This is a genomic window from Pseudomonas sp. RGM 3321 (assembly GCF_022836805.1).
Lineage (GTDB): Bacteria > Pseudomonadota > Gammaproteobacteria > Pseudomonadales > Pseudomonadaceae > Aquipseudomonas.
In genome coordinates, this window is sequence record NZ_JALHBH010000114.1 from 123391 (window position 1) to 146018 (window position 22628).

General features: G+C 58.3%; 23 protein-coding genes. 11 read left to right on the plus strand and 12 right to left on the minus strand.

The window, feature by feature from the left end; genetic code table 11:
* Positions 1 to 35: 35 nt before the first annotated feature.
* Complete coding sequence (locus tag RGM3321_RS17880) at positions 36 to 290, minus strand: hypothetical protein (RefSeq protein ID WP_002553235.1); 255 nt, start codon at positions 288 to 290, stop codon at positions 36 to 38.
* A gap of 153 nt (positions 291 to 443) precedes the next feature.
* On the opposite strand from RGM3321_RS17880, the gene RGM3321_RS17885 reads away from it, so the two are divergent.
* Positions 444 to 761, plus strand: coding sequence for a DUF883 family protein (locus RGM3321_RS17885; protein ID WP_002553234.1), 318 nt, complete (start codon positions 444 to 446; stop codon positions 759 to 761).
* An 88-nt stretch (positions 762 to 849) separates the two neighbouring features.
* Here RGM3321_RS17885 and RGM3321_RS17890 read toward each other — a convergent pair whose 3' ends face one another.
* On the minus strand, positions 850 to 1206 hold the full coding sequence (locus RGM3321_RS17890; protein ID WP_244394170.1) for a hypothetical protein: 357 nt from the start codon (positions 1204 to 1206) through the stop codon (positions 850 to 852).
* A gap of 267 nt (positions 1207 to 1473) precedes the next feature.
* Between RGM3321_RS17890 and RGM3321_RS17895 the strand changes: the two genes are divergently transcribed.
* The 7 genes from RGM3321_RS17895 (at position 1474) to RGM3321_RS17925 (ending at position 7413) form a co-directional block, all read left to right on the plus strand.
* A complete protein-coding gene (locus RGM3321_RS17895) occupies positions 1474 to 2544 on the plus strand; it encodes a M4 family metallopeptidase (protein WP_244394171.1) in 1071 nt (356 codons plus the stop codon).
* A gap of 31 nt (positions 2545 to 2575) precedes the next feature.
* Complete coding sequence (locus RGM3321_RS17900) at positions 2576 to 2875, plus strand: protealysin inhibitor emfourin (protein ID WP_244394172.1); 300 nt, start codon at positions 2576 to 2578, stop codon at positions 2873 to 2875.
* Positions 2876 to 3152: 277 nt separating this feature from the next.
* On the plus strand, positions 3153 to 3782 hold the full coding sequence (locus tag RGM3321_RS17905; protein WP_244394173.1) for a paraquat-inducible protein A: 630 nt from the start codon (positions 3153 to 3155) through the stop codon (positions 3780 to 3782).
* Positions 3779 to 4393, plus strand: a complete 615-nt coding sequence (locus RGM3321_RS17910) for a paraquat-inducible protein A (RefSeq protein WP_004664882.1) — start codon at positions 3779 to 3781, stop codon at positions 4391 to 4393. The genes RGM3321_RS17905 and RGM3321_RS17910 overlap by 4 nt, the downstream gene beginning before the upstream one ends.
* A complete protein-coding gene (locus RGM3321_RS17915) occupies positions 4386 to 6065 on the plus strand; it encodes an MlaD family protein (RefSeq protein WP_244394174.1) in 1680 nt (559 codons plus the stop codon). The genes RGM3321_RS17910 and RGM3321_RS17915 overlap by 8 nt, the downstream gene beginning before the upstream one ends.
* Positions 6062 to 6685, plus strand: a complete 624-nt coding sequence (locus RGM3321_RS17920; RefSeq protein ID WP_244394175.1) for a PqiC family protein — start codon at positions 6062 to 6064, stop codon at positions 6683 to 6685. The genes RGM3321_RS17915 and RGM3321_RS17920 overlap by 4 nt, the downstream gene beginning before the upstream one ends.
* A gap of 290 nt (positions 6686 to 6975) precedes the next feature.
* Positions 6976 to 7413, plus strand: coding sequence for a helix-turn-helix transcriptional regulator (locus RGM3321_RS17925; RefSeq protein ID WP_244394176.1), 438 nt, complete (start codon positions 6976 to 6978; stop codon positions 7411 to 7413).
* A 31-nt stretch (positions 7414 to 7444) separates the two neighbouring features.
* Here RGM3321_RS17925 and RGM3321_RS17930 read toward each other — a convergent pair whose 3' ends face one another.
* The gene (locus RGM3321_RS17930) at positions 7445 to 8356 is read right to left on the minus strand and encodes a LysR family transcriptional regulator (RefSeq protein WP_244394178.1); all 912 of its coding nucleotides are present in this window, start codon (positions 8354 to 8356) and stop codon (positions 7445 to 7447) included.
* Between the two features lie 113 nt (positions 8357 to 8469).
* Here RGM3321_RS17930 and RGM3321_RS17935 point away from each other — a divergent pair, with 113 nt between their 5' ends.
* Entirely contained in the window at positions 8470 to 9306 is an 837-nt protein-coding gene (locus RGM3321_RS17935; protein ID WP_244394179.1) for a pirin family protein, read from the plus strand.
* A gap of 15 nt (positions 9307 to 9321) precedes the next feature.
* Here RGM3321_RS17935 and RGM3321_RS17940 read toward each other — a convergent pair whose 3' ends face one another.
* Positions 9322 to 10185, minus strand: coding sequence for an aldo/keto reductase family oxidoreductase (locus tag RGM3321_RS17940; RefSeq protein WP_244394180.1), 864 nt, complete (start codon positions 10183 to 10185; stop codon positions 9322 to 9324).
* A gap of 128 nt (positions 10186 to 10313) precedes the next feature.
* Here RGM3321_RS17940 and RGM3321_RS17945 point away from each other — a divergent pair, with 128 nt between their 5' ends.
* The gene (locus RGM3321_RS17945) at positions 10314 to 11222 is read left to right on the plus strand and encodes a LysR family transcriptional regulator (protein ID WP_244394181.1); all 909 of its coding nucleotides are present in this window, start codon (positions 10314 to 10316) and stop codon (positions 11220 to 11222) included.
* Here RGM3321_RS17945 and RGM3321_RS17950 read toward each other — a convergent pair.
* The 8 genes from RGM3321_RS17950 to RGM3321_RS17985 form a co-directional block, all read right to left on the minus strand.
* The gene (locus RGM3321_RS17950; RefSeq protein ID WP_244394182.1) at positions 11212 to 12741 is read right to left on the minus strand and encodes a sodium:solute symporter family protein; all 1530 of its coding nucleotides are present in this window, start codon (positions 12739 to 12741) and stop codon (positions 11212 to 11214) included. The two genes, RGM3321_RS17945 and RGM3321_RS17950, sit on opposite strands and share 11 nt — an antisense overlap.
* On the minus strand, positions 12738 to 12998 hold the full coding sequence (locus RGM3321_RS17955; protein WP_244394183.1) for a hypothetical protein: 261 nt from the start codon (positions 12996 to 12998) through the stop codon (positions 12738 to 12740). The genes RGM3321_RS17950 and RGM3321_RS17955 overlap by 4 nt, the downstream gene beginning before the upstream one ends.
* 137 nt (positions 12999 to 13135) lie before the next feature.
* Entirely contained in the window at positions 13136 to 14071 is a 936-nt protein-coding gene (locus tag RGM3321_RS17960; protein WP_244394185.1) for a choline kinase family protein, read from the minus strand.
* The gene (locus RGM3321_RS17965) at positions 14068 to 15021 is read right to left on the minus strand and encodes an aminoglycoside phosphotransferase family protein (RefSeq protein ID WP_244394186.1); all 954 of its coding nucleotides are present in this window, start codon (positions 15019 to 15021) and stop codon (positions 14068 to 14070) included. Before RGM3321_RS17965 ends, RGM3321_RS17960 begins: the two co-directional genes overlap by 4 nt.
* 9 nt (positions 15022 to 15030) lie before the next feature.
* Positions 15031 to 16311: a M20 family metallo-hydrolase gene (locus RGM3321_RS17970; protein ID WP_244394187.1), complete on the minus strand. Its 1281-nt coding sequence runs from the start codon at positions 16309 to 16311 to the stop codon at positions 15031 to 15033.
* On the minus strand, positions 16289 to 17047 hold the full coding sequence (locus tag RGM3321_RS17975; RefSeq protein ID WP_244394189.1) for a DeoR/GlpR family DNA-binding transcription regulator: 759 nt from the start codon (positions 17045 to 17047) through the stop codon (positions 16289 to 16291). Before RGM3321_RS17975 ends, RGM3321_RS17970 begins: the two co-directional genes overlap by 23 nt.
* Before the next feature lie 80 nt (positions 17048 to 17127).
* Positions 17128 to 18531 (minus strand): amidase family protein, encoded by a 1404-nt coding sequence (locus RGM3321_RS17980; protein ID WP_244394253.1) that lies wholly within the window; start codon positions 18529 to 18531, stop codon positions 17128 to 17130.
* 340 nt (positions 18532 to 18871) lie between these two features.
* Positions 18872 to 20479 carry a M10 family metallopeptidase gene (locus RGM3321_RS17985; protein WP_244394190.1) on the minus strand — a complete coding sequence of 536 codons (1608 nt, stop codon included), beginning with the start codon at positions 20477 to 20479 and terminating at the stop codon, positions 18872 to 18874.
* A gap of 513 nt (positions 20480 to 20992) precedes the next feature.
* On the opposite strand from RGM3321_RS17985, the gene RGM3321_RS17990 reads away from it, so the two are divergent.
* Entirely contained in the window at positions 20993 to 22297 is a 1305-nt protein-coding gene (locus RGM3321_RS17990) for an ATP-binding protein (RefSeq protein ID WP_244394192.1), read from the plus strand.
* Positions 22298 to 22628 lie beyond the last annotated feature (331 nt).

Consider the following 22628-nt stretch of genomic DNA (forward strand, 5'->3'; position numbering starts at 1 on the left):
CGATCAGCGCCAAATGCGAGGGTCGCTGTCGCGGACTACTTGCTCGCCGCCACCAGACGATTCACTTCACTGCGAACCATGTTGGCGTATTCCGGCGGGCTCATCGTGTCCAGTTCGGAACGTACCCATTCGGACCACTTGCCCTTGCGCTTGGCGCGCTCGCCCATCAAGCGTGCAGCTTCACTCTTGGCCTTGCCCAGATTGCTCTGCCAGAGGTCGAACAAACGGGATTTCTCGTCTTCAAGAGCGGTACGTTCGGGGAGCGGCCGATTGGCCAGATTGAAACTCATTACAGTCACCTACGGCTAAAAACGGCTGCATCTTACACCCGTAAGGGGCATTGCCTGCAGAGTCTTGCGTCGGGTCATTCAAGCAATTGCAACTTTTCAGGATGCGCGAGACTCCATTGATCACTGTTGCCATCACTTGAAAGGAAGATACCCATGGCTCGTAAGACCCCTGCTCAACAAGCTGCCGATCAAATCAAGGATCAGGCATTCAGTGACCTGCAGGCACTGATTGAAGAATCCGACAAACTGCTCAAGGAAAGCGCTGCGCTGGTTGGCGAAGAAGCAGAAACGCTGCGTGCACAACTGAGCCTCAAGCTGAAGCAGGCACTGGACTCGATGGCCAGCGTGCGCGACCGCACCAAACCAGTCGTTGAAGCGACCGAAACCTACATTGGTGGTCACCCGTGGCAAACCGTGGCTATTTCTGCAGGCTTCGGCCTGGTAGTCGGCCTGCTGCTGGGTCGTCGTTGATCGACAGCCGCTGATAAGAAGCATCGCGGGCCTGGATATGGGCCCGCAATGCCCGATGCTGTTGTAACGATGGTGTAGGTCTGATGAATTACCTTAAGCGGGCGTGCTGTACCACCGACGGCTCGGCAAACCGGTGGGATTTGCTCACCTTGGCCTGCAGCAACACGCGCTGTTCCTCGGCCTGGGCCTGGCTTTCATACGGTCCGATCAATAATTGCTGTTTACCGTCGATATCCACGATGACCGGGGCGTAGCTGCGTTCCAGCAGCCAGGCACTGGTATCGCTCACCGCTTCGCGCGAATTCATCTGAATGAACCACTGTGGCGTGGAGACCGGAGCAGTAACCGCCGCATCCTGGGCTTTTTCCCTGGCGGGCGCACGCGAGCTGCCTGCATCGCATCCGGCCAGAGCCAGTACCAATATCATCATTACCGTCTTGCGCACGTAGTTCTGCTCCTCGTCTGAAGTGGCGCGAGTCTAACATTCCCGCAACGTCCGTTGATGGACTGTGTCGAGGTGTCGCACGCCTGGGCAAAGTGCTTTGGGCACTGGCCATCCGCTGCTCTCGCAACAATCAGTTATATTTTTTGCGATCATTGGTCATGTAATCAGATATTTCTTTGCATATAAACGCAACATGAAGTGTCAAATGCCTGCGACCATGTTGACCGATGGCTTGCCGCCGTTGGTGCATTAGAACAGGAGTTCATCATGTGCGACGACCGTAACCCCCTGCATTGCTTCATTCCGCCTTATATGCTCGAGCGTATGGCGCAGTCCCCCAAGACTCTGGTCAGCGCCCGGGCCATTGCCAACCTGACGAGCAGCTCGGCGTTCCTGGCATCACGACTTTCAGCCCGAACCATGCCCTCCATGCACGCGATCAAATCGCCTGACGGTCGAAAGCACCGCGTGATTCACGATGCCAAGGGAACCGACGATCTTCCCGGCGCTGTGGCTCGCGAGGAAGGCCAGGCCCCGACTGGCGACAAGGCAACCGATGAAGCCTACGACGGCTCCGGCGATGTCTACGATTTCTACGCGGAACTGTTCGAGCGCAATTCGCTGGACGACAGTGGCATGTCACTGGTATCTACGGTGCACGTCGCCGAGGTGGACTTTAATGGCGACCATGTACCGCTGAGCAACGCCTACTGGAATGGCAGCCAGATGGCCTATGGCGACGGTGATGATCTGGTCTTCAAGCGCTTCACCGGCAGCCTGGAAGTAATAGGCCATGAACTGACACACGGGGTGCAGAGTTTCACCTCGAACCTGGACTACCGCGGACAGTCCGGAGCCCTCAACGAGCATTTCGCCGATGTCTTCGGCATGCTGGTGCGCCAATGGAAACAGGGCACCAGCGCCGCCGAGTCGGACTGGGTAGTCGGCAAGGAATTGCTGGTGCCCGCGCCTACACGGCGGGGCATTCGCGACATGGAAAAACCGGGCACCGCCTATTCCAACGATCCAGACCTGGGCGATGACCCGCAACCGGCAACGATGGCCGACCTGTACACTGGCGCCAAGGATCGCGGCGGCGTACACATCAATTCGGGCATCCCCAATCGGGCGTTCGTGCTGGTTGCCAAGGCGCTGGGCGGAAATGCCTGGGAAGTGGCGGGCAGAATCTGGTATGAAACGATGCTGGAGCTGGCGTCTGACAGTCAGTTTGTGGACTGCGCCAGAGCCAGCATAAAAATTGCCTCGGACTCACGCTTCGGCCCAAAAGCCAAAAAAGCCGTACAAGCGGCCTGGAAGGAAGTCGGGGTCAAGGTTTAGCCGAAGTGCAACCACCATAAAGGTGCTTGAAATGAAGGTCTGTCTAGTGCAATCCGGCGGCTTTGCGGGTGCCGTCAAACGCTGTGAAGTCGATACGTCCACCCTTGAGCAGCCAGAAGCCGAGCAACTGCAGCGGCTGGTAAGTGACAGCGGGCTGAATCAGTCCAGCAGCGCGTTCAATGATCAGGCGCGGGATCTGAATCAGTACGAGATCACCATTGAGGATGAGGCCAGAGAAATCTGCCTCACGTTCGACGAACACAACGTGCCAGCGTCCGCCCGCCAGTTGCTCGGGTTCCTCAAGCAACGCATGACGCCCGGCAAGCTCTAGGACAGGCCTGCCCGAAAAAAAAATCCGGCGGCCGATGCCTTGCAGATGACTGTCAAAGGCATCGGTTGCCGACATATTCGCCAGCCTTATTCCTGCATGTGCTCCCGCATGGAATAATGGCGCAATGACATGTGAACCACCCACCGCCGCTGCGGTCAATGACGTGTACCGATTCGTTGGCGTGGACTGTACAAAAAAAAACGCTTCACACTGCCATTAACGAGGTATCTTTTCGTGCTTCGCGTTCTCACCCCTTACCTCTGCAGCAATGGCGTCGATGAGCACTGTGCATCCTACTGAACACTCTTCTGGCCTGATCATTTGCGAGCATTGCGACTCGCTATACGAAGCGCAACCGCTGAAGCCCGGTGAAGCAGCATTCTGCCTGCGTTGCGAGGCACTGCTCGGTCGCGGCCACCGCATGAACATCGAGCAGTTACTGGCACTGACCGTCGCTGCGGCCATGCTTTTTGTGTTCGCCAACCTGTTTCCCGTGATCAGCATCAGCATGAAGGGCCTGACCAACGAGGTCACGCTCTGGCAATCGGTTGAAGCCCTTGCTCAAGGGCGGATCACAATCATTGCGCTGGTCGCCGGCCTTTCGATTATCTTTGCGCCGCTTTTACAGATCGCCCTGCTGTTCTGGGTGCTGGTACACGCGCATAAAGGCGTCATCGCCCCCGGTTTCAAGGCCTGCATGCGCGCCCTGGAACACCTGCGGCCGTGGAGCATGCTCGAAGTGTGCATGCTCGGTATTCTGGTGGCGATAATCAAGCTGTCCGGCATGCTCGACGTGCATCCCGGCGTCGGGCTGTGGGCCATGGCAATGCTGATGGTGCTGATCCTGCTGATCGCCAACAAGGACATCCGCAGGTTATGGGATGAACTGGGAGTGCCGCCGCAATGAACGGTATTCCCTTCGCCCATGAACACAAGCTCTGCCTGTGCCATACCTGCGGCTACGCCTGCCAGGAGGACGCTACGCGCTGCCCGCGCTGCGACTCACCGGTACACAGACGCAAGCCCAACAGTATCAGCCGCACCTGGGCCTATCTGATTGCCGCACTGATCTTCTATATACCGGCCAATGTGCTGCCGGTGATGTACACCAATCTGCTGGGCAACCGCAGTGAAAGCACCATCATGAGCGGCGTACTGGAGTTCTTTGAAAGCGGCTCCTGGGACATTGCCATCCTGATCTTTGTCGCCAGCGTTCTGGTGCCCTGTATCAAATTTCTGGTGCTGGGCATGCTGCTGATCACGTGTCAGCGCCGCAGCACCTGGGCGATGCGCGAGCGCGCACGTCTTTACCGTTTCATCGAGCTGATCGGCTACTGGTCGATGCTCGATGTGCTGGTTGTGGCCCTTGTGGCGTCTCTGGTTCAGTTTCGCGAGCTCAGCACCATCGAGCCGCGGATCGGTATTCTGTTTTTTGGCTTGGTAGTGGTGATGACGATGTTCGCCGCCATGAGTTTCGATCCCCGGCTTATCTGGGACGCAGAGGTTGAAGATGTCTGACAATACCCTCCCCCCGTCTGCTTCAGTGCCACGCCCTGAAGTCAAACGTCGTCGCCTGCGCGTCTCGCTGATCTGGCTGGTGCCGATCATTGCCGCGATCATTGGTGTATCCATGGCCTTGCATGACTGGATGAACATCGGCCCTAAGATCACCGTGAGCTTCATGACCGCAGAGGGCCTTGAGGCCAACAAGACCCAGGTCAAATACAAAAACGTGATCATCGGCATGGTCACCGATATCACCCTCAGTGAAGACCGTACTCATGTACTGGCCAGCATCGACCTGAACACCAGCGCGGCGCCGTTCACGAGAATCGACAGCCAGTTCTGGGTGGTGCGACCACGCATCGGCGCGCATGGCGTCTCGGGCGTCGACACGTTGCTGTCAGGCGCTTTCATTGGTGCCGACGCGGGCAGCTCCGAAGAGACCAAAACCAGCTTTACCGGCCTGGAAACACCGCCACCGGTCACTTTTGGTGAAAAAGGCAAGCGTTTCAAACTGCATACCGATGACCTGGGCTCTCTGGACATTGGCTCACCGATCTACTATCGACGCATTCAGGTCGGTCAGGTGGTTGGCTACGAGCTGTCCAAGGATGGTCGCGGGGTCGACATTCAGATCTTCATCAACGCACCGAATGATCAGTACATCACCACCGACACACGCTTCTGGAACGCCAGCGGGGTCGACATCACGGTTGGCGCGTCGGGAGTGAAGGTCAATACCCAGTCGCTGACCTCGATCATCTCCGGCGGCATTGCCTTCCGCGAGCCCAACTGGAGCCCGGACTCGAAACTCGCCGACGAGAACGCCGAGTTCAAGATATTCGATGATCAGGCCACCGCACTGGCTCCGCCCGATGGCGAACCGCGTTACATCCGCATGCGCTTCAATCAGTCGCTTCGCGGGTTGACGGTCAACGCCGCGGTTGACTTCCTGGGCGTCAATATCGGCAAGGTGGTGTCGGTCGATCTGGATTACGACCCGGCGACCAAGACCTTCCCCGGTATCGTGGGTGCAGTGATTTATCCCAAGCGCCTGGGTGCGGCCGAGTCGAAACTGCAGGAACTCGGCGGCAAGGGTGATGAAGAAGAACAATCCGCCAGAGTGCTGGGAGCGTTCGTCGCCAACGGCCTTCGCGCTCAGGTGCGCAACGGCAACCTGTTGACTGGCCAGTTGTACATTGCCATGGAGTTCGATCCAAAGGCACCGAAAGTGGCATTCAATGCCAAGGCCCGTCCGCTGGAAATTCCGACCGTACCGGGCAGCTTCGACAAGTTGCAGGAGCAATTGCAGGCGTTCGTCGAGAAGCTCAGCAAACTGCCGATCGACGACCTGGCGAAGAACCTGAATGGCAGCCTCAGCGAACTGCAGAAAACCCTCAAACAGGTGAACAGCAGCGTGCTGCCGCAGATGCGTGGCACCTTGCAGCAGGCTGAAAAAACGCTGGGCACCGCCAACGATTCATTCGCTGAAGACTCGCCTGCGCGTCAACAGCTGGGCCAGGCGCTGGATGAAGTGCAGCGCACCGCTCGTTCGGTACGGGTGCTGACCGACTTCCTCAGCCGCCATCCAGAATCGCTGATTCGCGGTCGCACGGGCGATGCAGCCCCACGCTCGTTCAACGCCCCGTCCTCTTCCCGAGCCATTGATCTGGAGCCAAAACAATGACCTTGCGCCTGAAACTGGCGGTACTTGCCGCGGCCCTGGGCCTGGGTGCCTGCACATCGACGCAGACCCACTATTACACCCTGATTGCGCCCATGGGCGCGGCCAGCAGCGTAGCGGCCAGACCCATGCCGTTCCAGTTCGAGATGCTGCCGGTATTGATGCCGGTTCAGGTTGACCAGCCACCGCTGGTGGTTCGCCAGGGCAACGGCAGCCTCGCGATTCTGGACACCGAACGCTGGGGCTCGCCGCTGGGCGACGAGTTTCATGATGCGCTGACCCCGCAACTTGAACGTCATTTCGGCAGTCGAGACATGGCTGGCCTGCCGAAAAACAGCGATCAACCGGTGCTTTCGATCCGTACAGATGTACGCCGCTTCGAGTCGATGCCTGGCAATTATGCGTTGATCGATGTTGTCTGGACGCTCGGGCTTCGCGATGCAGGCGCCACCGCTGGCAGCAAGCGGCAGAGTCTGACCTGCAGCAGCGTGATTCGCGAACAGGCCGGAGAAGGCATGGAAAATCTCATCATCGCCCACCAGAAAGCCGTGTCCCGGTTAGCTGACAAGATCGCTGCCACTGCCGCGGGCTGGACCGCACAGCCCGCCTCTCGCTGCCTGTAAGCCTATCGGGAGGTCCATTAAAGACCTCCCGGTTTCAGGCAACATCGCTGCAGAAAGCCTTGCAAAACCGCCGCTTAAAAGCGTTCAAGTCCGTACAAAAATGTATCACCCTGTTTAATTCCTACGTACACTCCGAAGTCTGTCTGGCACGTTAGTACCTGATCGGCCCGAATGCTCGGTTTCCGGGTCTGTTGGAATGCCTTATCGGTCAATGCCAGTAACGCTTGTTAACCCTGATGTGTGGCAACAAGCCTTTGGCTTGCAGCGGACAGTCTATCGAGGACAAACGGATGACAGGGATCGGACCACGGCTGAAAAAGGAACGCCTGCGCCTCAAACTTTCGCAAAGCGCACTGGGTGCGATAGGCGGCGTGGAGACCAACGCTCAGGGCAACTACGAAAACGGTATTCGCTCTCCCCGGGCAGACTACCTTTCAAGCATCTCGAATGCGGGCGTGGATGTAGCCTACGTAGTGACCGGCCTTAGTTCACCCGCCGTCACGGCTCCGAACAGCCTGGCCTGCGCGCCGCTCAACCGTGTTGTTGCGCGTTTGCACGGCAACCTGCACGAAGTGACTCAGAACCTGTACCACGTGACCCGTTTGATTGAATCAAACGCAGGCGACAGCAACGTGGACAGCGATCAGCTGGAAAATATCAAGAACGACGCGGAAGCCATTACCGTCGCGACCGTTCGGCTGATCTACATGACGTCGAAATTGAAATGAAATAGAACATGTAGTGTGCCGCCACGGCGGCTCATTGCCCCGGAAACGCCTTGACCCTGAGCTTTTCCATCACCAACGCTATGAATGCCGACACCGCAGGCGGCAGATATTGCCGACTGGGATAAAGCACGTGCAGACCATGACTGGTACGCTGGTACTGGGTCAGTACCGGGACCAATCGCCCATCACGCAGATCCGAGCGGATGAGCGTCGCGGGCAACAGCGCAATGCCGAGCCCCGCCAGGGTCGCTTTACGCAATGCCTGCGCGGTGTTGGCATTGAATCGGCTGGCAATCTGCACCTCATGCATCTTCGCGTCCGGCCCGAGCAAGCGCCAGACAGTGCTCCCGCCGGGATGCGCCGTGCTGACGCAGTAATGTCCGTGCAGGCTCCGCAGGGAATCAGGCATGCCGTGAGCAGCGATATAAGCCGGGCTGGCGACCATAGTGTCATGCCCCTCTTCGATCAATTGACGCCCTACGTAGCCCGAATCCTGCAAGGGGCCGCCGCGAAACGCGATGTCCAGCCGGTCAGCGATCAGGTCGGCGCGCTCATCGCTGAGCACGAACTCCACCTGAACCCGTGGGTATTCGGCAAGAAAATCAGCCACCCACTCCATTGAAAAGAAATCGAAGAAATCCGCCATCGCGGCGATGCGCAGCCGGCCGCCAGGCTCTTCACGGCCTGAAACAAGTTGCTCTGCGGCATCCATCAAACCATCGACAGCGCCCACACAGCGTTCGTGGAAGTCCTCCCCTGCCTGGGTGAGGACCAGCTTGCGTGTCGACCGCTGCAATAATCGAGTGCCCAGTTGTATTTCCAACTGCTGAACCCTGCGGCTGACTGTATTGGAAGGCATGCCCAGGTGCCTTGCCGCCTGCGCAAAGCTGCCGCTGCGCACGACCTGCACAAACAGGGCAACATCGTTGAGGTCAAGCGCCACGGGGTAGATTCCTTCTATTTATGGATGAGTTCAAACCAACTATACCGGCTAATCAAGCAATCCACAGAGGCTTATTCTTTGCGCTCAGGCATCAAGGCCCAGAGGACAACGCTATGAACACCATCGTCACCATTCAGCCACGCGCCATTACCCATCGCACCAGCGGCAAAAGCCGAGGGCCTATCACTCGCCTGATGAGCCCGGGCGATTTGGGTCAGTTATTGAAGCCTTTCGTATTTCTTGATCAATTCGGCTTCAAACCCGAGCCGGGGAAAAAAGGTTTCGGCATGCACCCACACTCAGGAATTGCAACGCTGACCTATATGATCGAAGGCGAACTGGCCTACGAAGACACCACCGGTAAATCAGGCATATTGCCCAATGGCGGTGTGGAATGGATGAGCGCAGGCAATGGCGTGTGGCATGACGCCCAGCCGGTAAGCGATGCGCCGATTACAGGCTTTCAGCTATGGATAGCCCTGCCTGCAGCGCAAGAGAATGGCCATGCAAACAGCGTTTATCTGGCGGCGTCCCAGGTTGCGCAGCAAGGCCCGGCACAGGTGCTGCTGGGGCGTTACGGTGCCGCACAAAGCAGCATACCTGCACCACAGGGCATGAATTATCTGGCCGTAAAGCTGAAAGACGGCGAGCACTGGCGCTACACACCGCCCGCAGGTCATAGCGTCGCCTGGCTGGCGATCAACGCCGGACACCTTGATGCAGGTGGCCCGATCAGCGCTGGCGAACTGGCGATTTTCGAGGAATCGGATCGCCCTATCGACTTCGTTGCAAAAGGCGATACCCATTTCGTGCTGGGGTCGGCAGTCAAGCACCCGCATGATCTGGTCACCGGCTACTATTCGGTGCACACCAGTAAAGCCGCGCTCATTCAGGGTGAGCTGGAGATAGAGCGAATCGGCGCATTGCTGCGCGAACAAGACAGGCTCTGACAGCACGGCATTGCGCTACGCCACGCTATCAAGCTCGGCAAGCAGCTCAGGCGCGATGACCAGTTCACTGGCATTAAGGTTTTCGCGCAAATGAGCCAGCGAGGACGTACCGGGAATCAGCAGAATATTCGCTGCGCGCTGCAGCAACCACGCCAGGGCGACACACAGTGGCGAAGCATTCAGGCGACCAGCCACTCGGGTCAGGGTTTGCGATTGCAGGGGTGAAAATCCGCCCATCGGGAAGAACGGTACATAGGCAATGCCCTGCTCGCCCAGCTCTGCAATCAGCGCTTCGTCAGTACGGTGGGAAAGGTTGTAATGATTCTGTACACAAACAATGTCAGCGATTTCCTGCGCCTGCCTGACTTGTTTTGCAGTGACGTTACTCACCCCAAGGTGACGGATCAAACCCTGGCGCTGCAAGTCGGCCAGCACGGTCAAGGGTTCTTCGATGGATCCTTCTGCCGGCGAGTGCTGGTCTCCCCATGCCCGAAAGTTGACGACATCAAGCACATCGAGGCCGAGGTTGTTCAGATTGTCATGCACCGCCCCGGTCAATTGCGCCGGGCTGAACGCAGGATTCCATGAAGCATCCGGGCCACGTACCGCGCCAACCTTGGTGACGATCAGCAGGTCCTGTGCATAAGGATGCAGTGCCTCACGAATCAGCGTGTTGGTGACATGCGGGCCGTAGAAGTCTGCCGTATCGATATGGTTAACCCCTAGCGCGAGGGCTTCACGCAATACCGCAACGGCTGCCTGGGGATCTTTCGCAGGGCCGAACACGCCAGGACCTGCCAGTTGCATCGCCCCATAGCCCATGCGATTGACGCGATGGCTGCCCAACAGAAATGTACCCGCCTTGCTTGCATGGCTCATTGTGTGCCCCTTGATCCCGATATGTGTACCTCACTATAGGCATTGAGCACTGCGCTGATAATCAGGTGTAATCGGCACAACCTGTACGGCTCACAGAACACTGAAGAGGATGTAATGGGGAAGGAAGAATGACTACCGATATTCAGGACCTGCTGGCATTCGTCGCAGTGGTCAATGCCGGAGGGTTTCGCGAGGCAGCGCGGACCAGCGGCAAATCCGCCTCGAGTCTGAGCGACGCCATACGCCGCATGGAGGCGCGGCTTGGGGTAAGGCTACTCAACCGCACCACCCGTAGCGTGGCCCCGACCGAGGCTGGCGCCAAACTGATGGAGCGCATCGTGCCCGCGCTTGGCGCGGTGGAGTCGGCCCTGGATGTGGTCAACGATTTTCGTGATCGCCCGTCAGGAACGCTGAGATTGAACGTCCCCGTCAGCGCCGCCAGGCTGGTGCTGCCGTCGATCATCACGCCATTCCTGCAAACCTACCCTGACATTCGCCTGGAGGTGGTCACCGAAGAAAGCTTTGTCGATATGCTCGCCGCCGGCTGTGATGCGGGCATCCGCTACGATGAACGTCTGGAGCAGGACATGATTGCCGTCCCCATCGGCCCCAGGTTCCAGCGCTTTGCCACGGCCGCGTCACCCGCGTACCTGAACGCCAGAGGACGTCCTGTGCACCCGAAAGACTTGCTGGAACACGCCTGCCTGCGAGGCAAATTCCCCAGCGGGGTAATACCCCTGTGGGAATACGAGCGCGGTGATGAAACCGTCAAGGTCGACCCGGCAGGCCCGTTGACCGTCAGAATAGGCGGAGCCTTTGATCTGACGGTGCAGGCCGCCATCGACGGGCTGGGTGTTGTCCACCTGTTCGAGGACTGGTTACGGCCTCATCTGGACAGCGGCGCACTGGAACCGATACTTGAGCCCTGGTGGCAGCGCTTCACCGGGCCGTATCTGTACTATCCAGGACGCCGCTACCTACCCTCGCCACTCAGGGCCTTCATCGACTTTATCAATGCCCGCGACATCAGCCCATAGCCGCAATCGGGCCCACGCCATGACGCGCCGGTGCTGCCATTGCGAACAACTCATCAACGCGTCTGGCCTCCTCCGCACTCGGCTTGATCGCAATGGCGCACGCGACAAAAATGCCCGCATTGAAGATCAGGCCGATGATGCCGCTGGTCAACGACCCCAGTGCCGGAATGTCATCGGGGTAGATGGTGGTCAGCACAATCGCGATCACAATACCCACCAGCATGCCGGCAATCGCGCCTTGCTTGTTGCCACGACGACTGAAGACCCCGAAGAACAGCGGCACGGCCAGCTGGATGATGCCTTGATAGGAAATCTGCGCCAGCAGTTGCAGGCGCGCGTAATCGAAGGTCAGGTACGCCAGCAGCGACGCCGCCGCGATGAAAACCACCATGCCCACTTTGGCGAGAATAGTCTTCTCGCGATCACTGCGCGGCTTGCTCCAGGTCGCCAGGTCGTTGGCAAACTGTGTACCGCACACCTGAACGCAGCCGTCGACATGGCCGATGCTGGCCGCCAGGACAATCATGATTGCCAGCCCCAGCAACCACGGCCCGCCGATATCGAACATTGACAGGAACCAGCCATGCTGCGGATGCGCGGCCACGTTGGGGTCCTGACTGATTGCCGCGGCGAACAGCATCAGAATGCCGTAGAAGCCACCCACCAGCATGATGGTCAGGAGTGTGCCCTTCTTTACCGAACGCACACCGCTGGCGGTATAGATACGCTGAAAGCTCATGGGCCAGCACATCGAGCCGATCACCCCGGTAAAGATCAGGCTGAACATGTACATCGGGCCATACGTGCTGCCTGCGCCGCCCGGAATCACCAGCATGCTGGCGGGCAGTTGCGACAGGTTGGCGAACGACGCCTGAGCACCGAACAGCAGGAAAATGCACAGCGCGGCACACAGCACGTAGGCAATCAGCCCCTGATACATGTCGGTCATGATCAGGCCGCGCATGCCCATGCTCACCGTCCAGTACTGCCGAATCAGGATCACCACCACCCCGACCAGCAGGCAAGTGGTCACGCCCCAACGGCCAAAGCTGGCGAACTGAAAAAGCGTCGCGAGGGCCTGAATGCCCATCACCACCCAGGGGAATACCGAGATGATGCCAATGATCGAAGCAATGCGTTTGACCACCGGGCTATTGAAGCGCATGCCCAGCAGATCCGGCTGGGTGGTCAGGTTGAAACGCTTGCCCCAGGTCCAGGCACGATTGGCCATCAGGTACATGGCGGTCACGCCGAGCGTGGCGTAGACCATGCCGTAAAAGCCCAGCGCGCCACCGACAGACAGTGCAAAGAATGCGGTAAAGGTTGCACCCGGCCACCACGAGTTGGTGTAGCACATGGCGATGAACCAGGGTCCGTAGGAGCGACCGCCCACCGCGTAGTCGGAAAAGCTCTCGCTCTTGCGATTGGTCGCGTACAACACGGCAATCATGCCCGCCAGGAACACGCCGATCAGGCCGAAGGTGATGTAAAGGTCCGAAACCTTAGTCGTGCTGATCATTGTCCGTCCCCCTCTTGTGGAATTTCACCCAGCAGAGACTCGACCACGTACAGCATCCACAGGCCCAGTCCCATGAGCACGGCGATCAGAATCCAGTAGAAGATCGGCAGTGGCACACCGAGCACCAGCGCGGTGCTGCCACTGACCTTGAGGTAGAACGGTGGAAACAGCGCCATCATCAACAGCGCGAAGAAGTACAGGGCAAACACCAGCTTTTTCAGGCGGCCGGGATTTTCAGAAGACGGAACGTTACTCATGGTAGTGCTCCTTGAATTTCAGGATCTGGCTATGGATAAGTGATCGGATAAAACTCAAGCAGGAAAAGGAACACGCGGTCACCCGCTACTTTTTTATTATTGGAGTGCTTGTTACAGGTATGCCCGGAGAGGACGGGTCATGCCTGTCGCAACCAGGTTTCCCATTGCGAATCATTGATGATGCTGCGCGCGCGCATGTGCTTCCAGGTGCCGTACTTGTAGAAGTCGAAGTCCAGTTGCGACACGGCGTGCTGGACCATTGCCCAGGTTGACCATTTGATATCTGCCAACGCCTTGTTCAGCTTGATCCGCGCTACGGTTTGCGCGCTGACCTGACCGAAGTAGTCCTCGATCAGCGCCAGCTCCATCTCGTCACTGAAAAACATCTCGCCGAACCACAGCGCCAGTTCGTAATGGCGATCGTTATTGGAGGCGTACTCGAAATCCACCAGACGAATCTGACGCTCCGCGTTGAGCATGAAGTTGCCTGCCAGCGTGTCATTCATGCACGGTGCAAGATCAATTCCGGAAGCTTGCAGGGCAGCTTTCGCGCGCTGATATTGCAGGCACAACCAGTCGTCATCCTGAGGTTTGATGCCCTTGAGCTCGGACACCTGGTTCTGGTGCTCGGCAATCATGTCGAACACGGTCTTGGTCTGTTTCAGCAACGGCTGATCGTTGAACGCCTTGAGCCCGTGCAGAGCGCCGTGGCGTATGTCGCGCTGCAGGAAGTCATGATTGGACGATGCCCGCCAGCCCTCCATGAACTCGAATACTTCGACACCGAACGCTTCGAGGAACGCAAAAACCGGCGCACCGTAGCCGGTTTGCGCCGCTTTCACACTGGCCTCGTGGGCCGTGTGGCGGTCGATGAACATTTCTGTGCCGGCACCCGGCACCTTGAAGAAGTACGCGGTGTCGGCCCCCTCGACCTCGACCCGCCAATTGGTGTTGGAGATACCGCCGCTGACTGGCTCGTAGCCGACGCGCCGCCCCTGCCAACTGTCGATACTGCGCACCGCAGCTTCCAGTTGTCGTTCCTGGGTACTGACAGACTGCCCTAACGTTTTCATGCTCTACCCTCCTGAACCTGACGCATCCAGCCTTCCAGGCGCGGGTCCTGAACACACTGCCGACAACGCAGCAACGTCCATTGCCCGACCTTGGAAAACTCCAGTGGCCGCACGGACGTCGTACCCGCCCAAAGTCCCCACAATGTCCAGTACCAGTCGTTGATCAGCGCATACAAACGGCAGACGGCATAGTCGACTTCCAGACACTGCCCCGCCCATGCGCTGATCCCTTCGCGCCACTGGCTTTCAAACGAATAAAGCTCGTTGAGGGTAATCGCAACGTCGTACCAGGGGTCCATGCAGCCGCCGTAGTCGAAATCCACCAGGTGCAACCGGCCTTCGCTTGACACCATGACATTGCTGGCAACGCCGTCACCGTGCAGCGGCACCGCCTGCACAGAGCGGGTCTTCAATGCCTGCCAGACCATGTCAACGCAGCGGTCAATCCATTGGTGTTCTGCTGGCAGTGCAACGTGGTCACGTTCGCAGAGTGTGCGAAGGCGCTCGATATCCATCATCGGCGAGCGCACAACATCAGGCACAGGCCCGGCATGCACCAGCCGCTTGAGCGCCCACAGCGCCTGAAGGCGGCCCGGAGCGAGCAAATCATCGAGCCGGGCAGCACGCCAGTCCAGACCCAGGTCCTCGAAAATCAGCACACCGCAGACCGCGTCCGCGCCAAGCAAGCGCGGTGCCGCGCCGCTGCGGCCTGCGCATTCACTGGCCTGCGCCGCCTGTTCGAAATCAATCAGTTGCGCCATGTCGGCATGCAGCACCTTGGCGTAAACAGCGCCCTGTGCAGCGACCACTCGAAACCCCGTCCACTCGGTCGACAGCCTGGAAGGCGATGCCACGCCCTGCGTAACGACCTCAGTGGGCGCGTTCACATCGAGACCGCAGTTAGCCAATGCACCGAGCAGGCGTGTGGTCAGGTCGTCGGCATATGACATGGTCAGTCCTCAACGAAACGAAGCGGATGAGGTGCAAGCCCGATACAACAGCCCGGTCAGCATGCGCAAACCGTTGCGCATGTCCTGATCGCTGGTGTATTCGGCCTCGTTATGGGAAACGCCATTGCTGCTGGGGATGAACAGCAGGCACACCGGGTAATGGCGGTTCATGCTGATTGCGTCATGGCCAGCGACCGTCATGCTGTCGGCGGTCGACAGGCCCAGTTCGCCGCCTACTGCGTGCGCCAGCTCCGCAAAACCGTCATGCAGCCTGGCGGGCGGGCGCAGTACGCTGCTTTCCACCTCAAACTCCGTCATGGTCCGGTCGGCGATGGTGTGCAGCGTTGCGTCCAGACGCTCACCTGCCGCGCTCAGCAGACCGACATCGCGGGAGCGGTACTCGATCAGCAAGGAGACCCGGGAAGGCACGACATTGGGTGAATTGGGATACACCTCGATACGCCCTACCGAGCTGTGCATCTGCAAGCCATGTTGCCCGGCTTCGTCGCGCACTGCCGTGATGGTGTGTGCGGCAGCCAGCAATGCGTCACGGCGGGCGGCCATGGGCGTAGGACCGGTATGATTCTGCTCACCATCGAAACGCACCCGACGTTTGAGCGCGGCCCAGGTTTCCCGCACCACACCGATCGCCGTCTGGCTGCTTTCCAGGCCAGCGCCCTGCTCGACATGAATTTCGACATACCCGGCGATATTCAAATCGACGTGATCATTACTCAGATAGCCGATGGCCTGCAGCGCATCCTTCAAACGGATGCCATCGCCGTCACGGCTTTCCCAGGCAGTGTCCAGCGCCAGAGCGCCGGTGAATACGCCGCTGCCTATCAGGCTCGGCTGAAAGCGGGCGCCCTCCTCGTTGGTCCAGTTGACGACGGCCAGATTGCAGGCAGGTATTTCACCCCGTTCACGCAGTTGCCGCGCCAGACTGGACACCGCCACGGCAGCGGCAAGCACGCCGTATACACCGTCGAAACGACCCGCGCTCGGCTGGCTGTCCAGATGTGAACCGCACAGTAGATAAGGTGCCTGAGGATCAAACGTCATGAGGCCGAACAGGTTGCCGATCGCATCCACACGCACTTCAAAGCCATGCTCTTTCAGCCAGTCCCGAAACAGGTCGCGTACCCGGCCGTCTTCAGCCGATGCCGCCAGTCGGTGCAAGCCACCCGCAGGTGTTGCACCAATGGCAGAGCTTTGCTGAAACAGCGCTTCAAATGCCGCCAGATCAGTTGCACCTGGCTCGATCAGTTCAGGGATAGAGGGTGTCGACATGATCTTTCTCCAGGCGTGTCACAAACTCGTCGGATAACGCGCGATTGGTGACCAGGGTGTTGATCGCGGCGAACGGAAGAGTGTTGATAAAGGTGCGATGACCGAACTTGCCATCGTCAGCCAGCACAACACTGCGCGTGCAGTGCCTGACCAGCGTTCTGCGCAACATGGCTTCCGGCTCCTGGTAATCCATCAGCCCCAGGTCCAGATCAATGCCGCCGATACCCATGAAGGCGATGTCGTAATGGAACTGTCGGGCGAACTCCAGCGTGTGCGGCCCGATCAAGGCGTTGTCGGTACGCCGAACATCGCCGGGCGCAACCAGCACCTGATTGTCGCTCTGGTGCGATATCAACTGGGCGATGTCCAGCGAGTTGGTGATGATCTTCAGCTGGCTGAACCGCGTCAGTTGCTGGGCCAGCGTCAGCGTCGAAGTACCGGTGTCGAGGAAGATCGCCATGCCTTCGCTGACCAGTTGCGCAGCGCGGGCAGCAATACCCGCCTTGGCGCGAGGCTTGAGCCTGCTGCGTTCCTGCAAAGGCAGTTCTTCGCTGGATCTGGGCAGAATCGCGCCACCGTGAATTCGCCTTAATCGGCCCTCTTCTTCCAGATACTTGAAGTCACGGCGGATGGTCTCTTCGGACACGAACAGCAATTGTGCAAGGTCCGACGCCTTGACCCGCTGCTGTTGGGCGAGCAGGCGCATGATTTCGTCCAGGCGCGGCTGATTGAGCATGGGGGTGACATTCCGTTGCAAAGTAAGAACTCCAGTGTCCGGGCCTGTTGGCCGTTGATCCGCAAGCAAGAGAGACATGGCTACTGCCCCAACATCGGTGGCAAGTGTTGATCCCAGGGCGCGATGGCTTCCACAGCGGCACAGAACTGCAGCACGTCAGCATCGGCAAAGCGTGGTCCGACCACTTGCAGACCAATGGGCAGCCCGCCGGAACTCCACCCGCAGGGCAGATTGGCCGCCGGGTTGCCGGTGATGTTGAAAGGGTAAGTAAATGGCGTCCAGCGCGCCCACGGCACAGCGCCGTCCTGCCCGGCATAACCGGCCGGTGCCACGTCGTCGGCAGCAAACGGCAGAATCGGCAACGTGGGCATGATCAGCAGATCGTAATCTTCAAACAGCGCATGGACCTGATTGGCAAACGCCGCGCGCTGTTGAAGTGCCTGCAAGTAATCACTCAGGCTGTACTGGGCAGAACGCCTGATCAGATCGGCAAAGCCAGGGTCGAGCTGGTCCAGTTGCTGCGCAAGCGCTTTGCCATAGGCGATACCGCGTCCGGCAACCCACAGGGTTTCGAAAGTCGCCAGTGGGTCCAGCCAATTCGGCTCGAGCGTACTGACCGTGACGGGCAGCGACCTGGCAATATTACCCACAGCAGTTTCAACCGCTGCGGCAACTTGCGGGTCGACCGGTGTGCCAAACAGCGTCGGGCAGAAGCCGATTCGCAACGGGTTCAGCGGTTGATCACAACGTGCCAGAAAGGACTCGTCAGGGGCTGGCAGCGCCTGGTGATCCAGCGGATCCGGCCCCGACAGGATATCGAACAGTAACGCGCTATCACGCACGGTTCGGGTAATCGGCCCGGCATGACTGAGCATTTCGGTGGCCGACCAGGGCCAGGTCGGAATGCGTCCCAGGGTGCCTTTGAGGGCGAACGCGCCACAGAACGAGCCAGGTATGCGCACCGAGCCGCCACCATCGGAGCCCAATGCGGCCGGCACCATACGCGCCGCCACCGCAATCGCCGAGCCGGAGCTGGAGCCACCACTGGTCAGTGTCGGGTCCCAGGGGTTGCGTCCGTTGCCGAACACCCGCGACGTACTCGCGCCGGTCCAGCCGAACTCGGTCGTCGCTGTCTTGCCCAGAATGATCGCACCAGCATTCTTGAGGCGGCGAATGATCGGCGCATCCTGTACCGGCACCGAGTCCAGAGCAGTCAACGAGCCACGCGTGGTGCGCAGTCCCGCTGTCGAAAAGAGATCCTTGATGCCAAAGGGTATGCCGTGCAGCGGACCTCGTACCTGACCACGCTGCAGTTCGGCAGTCATCGTCCAGGCCTGTTCGAGCGCGACATCGGCGTACACGTCACCAAACGCATTGAGTGTGGAATTGTGGGTTTCAATCGCTGCCAGACATAACTCGGTCAAGCGTATCGGCGTCATGCAGCCTTTGCGGACAAGCGCGGCAGCTTCAATCACGGCAGGCATGGACGATGGCTGTGGCTCAATCAATGTAGATACCTCTTTCACCAGTGAGATACTTCTGCGCAATGCCCAGTGCCGACGACTGTCGGCGCATTACATTCAGCAGGGGCTGGCGCGTCAAGTGGGTTTTGTTGGATATATTGAATTTGTGGTTTTAAATTTTGTAACAGCACCGTCACGGTGCCAAAAAAAGCTCAAAACCCTGCGTCGCCCAATTGCGGTGCGCAGTTAAAACAGCGGGAAGAGGCAGGAGGAGTAAAGAAGGAGGCGATGGGCAAGCAGATAGAACGGCGCCTGTCCGTGGCGCAGTCCTGTCAGTGAAACCGGTGTTTCAAGTCAGCGATCAAACCGCCAGATCGTAAGCATGGAAATCGGTTACACCCACCAGCTGAATTTCAAAGTCTGCATGCAAATCACCATTGACGTTGCCGGACAGCACATGATCGGCGAAACGTAGCTGGCCAGCGCCGGTGAATTCGCCGCTGCCAATGAAGCTGAAAGCATCAAGGGCTTTGGTGTCCACGTTGGCATCCATCTTCAGGAAGCTCAGCTTGTCGCCCTGCTGGCTGTTGAAGTCGGTAATCACGTCGCTGGCTTGGCCTTTGCCCATTTCTGCCAGGTCATTGAACACAAAACGGTCAGCGCCGCTGCCGCCGGTCATGATGTCTGCGCCCAGACCGCCAACCAGCTTGTCATTGCCCGCGCCGCCAAACAGCACATTGTTCGCATCGTTACCGGTCAGGGTGTTGTTGCGATCATTGCCCAGCAAAGTGAACTCGCCCTGACCTTTGAGATGGACGTTTTCAAAGTTGGCCAGTGGGCCGGCATTCAGGTCGATCACTGTGGCAACCGGCGATGTGTTGTCGTAGGTGATCTTGAGTGTATCGATGCCCTCATTGGCCTTTTCTTGCACCAAGGCGAGCTCACCAGCCTGATCAATAACGTAGGTGTCGTTACCCAGACCGCCAATCATGGTGTCCAGACCGCCACGACCATCAAGCACGTTATCCAGGCTATTGCCGATCAACGTGTCATTGAAAGCAGAGCCAATGGCGTTTTCAATGTGCGCACCGTAGGCAATCGCCAACCCTGAGTTCATCAGCGTCGGGGCATCAGGGTTCTGGTTGTAATCGAGGAACGCCTTGCCGATGGTGCTGAACTCACCCTCGTTGAGGTTGATCTTCACAAATGAAGCCTGATTGCTGGCATCGATCGTATCCTTGCCACCGGCGTCCCAAATCGTCTCGAACACCGACTGATCGGGTGCCCATTTGTACACGTCATTACCGGTGTGATAGCTGGTGTTGGCGCCGTATATAAATTGCATGGCCGCCACATCGAGCAACATCGGCGTTGTGGGTTTGAAACTGTAGTTGTTGGTGTAGCTCATGATGGTGTAACGGGCATCTTCGAACTTGGCATCGAGCAGAACATCGTTGTATTGCGAGGCTTCAAACGAATGCTTCAAACCCAATGCATGACCCGTTTCATGCATGAACGTCAGGTAATCATCCGTGCCTTTGGCAGGATCAGCCGCGTTGACTTTCGGCCCGATCCAGACATCACCGGACCGGCCCAGTGTGCCTGGCGCGTAAGCCTGGCCATACTCAGTACTTTGCAGACTCTTGAAACCGCCAAAACGAATGTCTCCGACATTGTCCGGGGTGTCCTGGACCTCGGTAAATTTGATGTCTGCCACTGCACTCCATGCACCCAACGCACTTCTCGCCGCCGCGGCCTGGGCATCGGTCAATGAATACGCATCGCTGGGCTCCTGAGAGCGACTGTAGTCAGTGGCATAGACGGAGTTGGCAGTATGAAAGCTGTAAGTGAGGTGAGTACCGGTTGAATCGCCTAACCAGAACGGCCCCCACAACAGGCTGGTGACTCTGTCGTCGGGAGACCCTTCGGGCAAAAGTTCGGCAGGACTTGAATCATTTGGGCCGGGCATCAGCAATGCTCCTGAAGAATACACACGTTAGTGATTAACCAACGATCTCTGCCCACGCAAAAATCGCCAGGCAGTTTAGTACATAACAGGCACACTATGGGCACAATAAGTTACAAGCAAACTCCTTGCAGATGCCGGACACGCATTGCCAACACCCTCAGACTTCTTATTACGAGTGTACTTTTATAACTATTATACGCCTCCCAATAATAGTGCCACATGAAACCTTCTTTAAACGCACGATTCCGACTGTCCGAGGCTGTTGTCCGAGCGGCCAATGAACATACACGGCAAAACGCGAGAACCTGATCAAGACCGGCAACGAAGAGGGTACAGTTGAGCTATCGTGTAACGGCTGTCGACGCGCTGGACGGTTCAGCGTTCGCGACAGGTAGAGAACCGAAGCCTGACGCATCCGGCCGGATCACGTGCATTTATACGCTGAGTACCTTGCTGCCCCGTATAAATCATAGGCATCATAAGACTTTATCTCATCTGATCGCGGTGCGCCCCATGACCCACCACCCTGCGCCACTTCCTGCCAACGAAGAAGAACGAGTCCTGTCTCTTGAGCATCTCAGGATACTGGACAGCGCTCCCGAGCAGGACTTCGACGACATTGTGCTGCTCGCTACCACGCTGTGCGACGCGCCCATCGCTCTGGTCTCGCTGGTTGACCGGGAACGCCAGTGGTTCAAGGCCTGCGTCGGCCTGGACGTCAAAGAGACCCATCGCGATCTGGCCTTCTGCGCACACGCAATCCTGCAACCTTCCGATGTGCTGGTCGTAGAAGATGCCACCACCGACCCTCGCTTCAAAGAGAGCCCCCTGGTGCTGGGCCCACCTTATATCCGGTTTTATGCAGGCGCACCGATTCGCACCGATACGGGCCATGCGCTGGGCACTGTGTGTGTAATCGATATCTGGCCGCGTGTTCTGACCGAACAACAACGTCTGGCACTGCTGGCACTGGCCCGCCAGACCGCAGCCTTGATGCAATATCGCCTGCTTACACAGCAGCGCGACCACCATGCCGCAGAACTGGCCTTGGGGCTCGAAAGCGCGCAGAGTCAAAGCCTGGCCGTGGAACGTAACCTGCGCCAGTCACAGCGGGTGTCGTCACTGGGAATGCTCACAGCGAGTATCGCCCACGACTTCAACAACCTGCTCCAGGCGCTGAGCGCCAGCCTGCAACTTGTCCGCATGCGCTCGCGCCGCCCGACCGATGTCGAGACGCTCAGTGACACCGGCCTGCGGGCTGTGGATCATGGTCGACAACTGGTCACCCGTTTACTCGACAGCGTTCGTCAGGACGGCCCCGAACTGATCTGCATCGATGTCAGCGAAAGGATCGATGCCGCCCGTGATCTGCTATTGCGCTCGGCAGGCGACAATCTGGAACTGTCGTTCGACCTTTGCGCCCAGGGCTGGGGCGTCCTGTGCGCCGAAGCGCAGTTGCACGCCGCAGTATTGAACCTCCTGGCCAACGCCCGTGATGCAATGTCAGGGTCTGGCAAAGTACATATCGCCACCCGACTGGAGTCAGTCAAGGAAGATCCACGATTGCCGGAAGGCGATTACCTGGTACTCAGCATGGCTGACAACGGCCCTGGCATGGCCGCCGATCTCAAGGAACAGATATTCGAACCCTTCTTCACCACCAGACGCTCCGAACCGGGTGCCGGCCTGGGCCTTGTTCAGGTGCAGGAGTTTGCGGTGAACGCAGGTGGAGGCGCACGCGTCGAAACAGCACCTGAAAACGGGACAACCGTGCATCTCTATCTGAGAATACTGGGCCCGATCAATTTAACAAACTAAGCGCCCCACTACTTCACGAGCGCCCCACGCAGTCTTGTTATTCATTAGATGAATAACGGGCTGCGGCGGACGCATTCAGCGTATGAATTACACCACCATCACCGCAACGATAACGATGTACTTATTGCGCGTTAGATGCACTTAAAAAATAAACAGCATTGGTTCTCTTTTACAAAAGAATACACACGCAACACCGCCGCTTTCCGATTCAGGACTATAGTCAATCGACAGCAAACTTTTTGTTTGCGCTACTGCCTTGGCAACAGGATGTTTGCTGTGGGACACGCAATTGCAATGACTGCAAGTTGTACACACATTAATCAAGGAATAG

What these genes read in the sequence shown, in the direction of transcription:
- RGM3321_RS17880 (WP_002553235.1), bottom strand. Translation starts at nt 290, where the DNA reads ATGAGTTTCAATCTGGCCAATCGGCCGCTCCCCGAACGTACCGCTCTT.
- RGM3321_RS17885 (WP_002553234.1), top strand. Translation starts at nt 444, where the DNA reads ATGGCTCGTAAGACCCCTGCTCAACAAGCTGCCGATCAAATCAAGGAT.
- RGM3321_RS17895 (WP_244394171.1), top strand. Translation starts at nt 1,474, where the DNA reads ATGTGCGACGACCGTAACCCCCTGCATTGCTTCATTCCGCCTTATATG.
- RGM3321_RS17900 (WP_244394172.1), top strand. Translation starts at nt 2,576, where the DNA reads ATGAAGGTCTGTCTAGTGCAATCCGGCGGCTTTGCGGGTGCCGTCAAA.
- RGM3321_RS17905 (WP_244394173.1), top strand. Translation starts at nt 3,153, where the DNA reads ATGAGCACTGTGCATCCTACTGAACACTCTTCTGGCCTGATCATTTGC.
- RGM3321_RS17910 (WP_004664882.1), top strand. Translation starts at nt 3,779, where the DNA reads ATGAACGGTATTCCCTTCGCCCATGAACACAAGCTCTGCCTGTGCCAT.
- RGM3321_RS17915 (WP_244394174.1), top strand. Translation starts at nt 4,386, where the DNA reads ATGTCTGACAATACCCTCCCCCCGTCTGCTTCAGTGCCACGCCCTGAA.
- RGM3321_RS17920 (WP_244394175.1), top strand. Translation starts at nt 6,062, where the DNA reads ATGACCTTGCGCCTGAAACTGGCGGTACTTGCCGCGGCCCTGGGCCTG.
- RGM3321_RS17925 (WP_244394176.1), top strand. Translation starts at nt 6,976, where the DNA reads ATGACAGGGATCGGACCACGGCTGAAAAAGGAACGCCTGCGCCTCAAA.
- RGM3321_RS17935 (WP_244394179.1), top strand. Translation starts at nt 8,470, where the DNA reads ATGAACACCATCGTCACCATTCAGCCACGCGCCATTACCCATCGCACC.
- RGM3321_RS17940 (WP_244394180.1), bottom strand. Translation starts at nt 10,185, where the DNA reads ATGAGCCATGCAAGCAAGGCGGGTACATTTCTGTTGGGCAGCCATCGC.
- RGM3321_RS17945 (WP_244394181.1), top strand. Translation starts at nt 10,314, where the DNA reads ATGACTACCGATATTCAGGACCTGCTGGCATTCGTCGCAGTGGTCAAT.
- RGM3321_RS17950 (WP_244394182.1), bottom strand. Translation starts at nt 12,741, where the DNA reads ATGATCAGCACGACTAAGGTTTCGGACCTTTACATCACCTTCGGCCTG.
- RGM3321_RS17955 (WP_244394183.1), bottom strand. Translation starts at nt 12,998, where the DNA reads ATGAGTAACGTTCCGTCTTCTGAAAATCCCGGCCGCCTGAAAAAGCTG.
- RGM3321_RS17960 (WP_244394185.1), bottom strand. Translation starts at nt 14,071, where the DNA reads ATGAAAACGTTAGGGCAGTCTGTCAGTACCCAGGAACGACAACTGGAA.
- RGM3321_RS17965 (WP_244394186.1), bottom strand. Translation starts at nt 15,021, where the DNA reads ATGTCATATGCCGACGACCTGACCACACGCCTGCTCGGTGCATTGGCT.
- RGM3321_RS17970 (WP_244394187.1), bottom strand. Translation starts at nt 16,311, where the DNA reads ATGTCGACACCCTCTATCCCTGAACTGATCGAGCCAGGTGCAACTGAT.
- RGM3321_RS17975 (WP_244394189.1), bottom strand. Translation starts at nt 17,047, where the DNA reads ATGCTCAATCAGCCGCGCCTGGACGAAATCATGCGCCTGCTCGCCCAA.
- RGM3321_RS17980 (WP_244394253.1), bottom strand. Translation starts at nt 18,531, where the DNA reads ATGCCTGCCGTGATTGAAGCTGCCGCGCTTGTCCGCAAAGGCTGCATG.
- RGM3321_RS17985 (WP_244394190.1), bottom strand. Translation starts at nt 20,479, where the DNA reads ATGCCCGGCCCAAATGATTCAAGTCCTGCCGAACTTTTGCCCGAAGGG.
- RGM3321_RS17990 (WP_244394192.1), top strand. Translation starts at nt 20,993, where the DNA reads ATGACCCACCACCCTGCGCCACTTCCTGCCAACGAAGAAGAACGAGTC.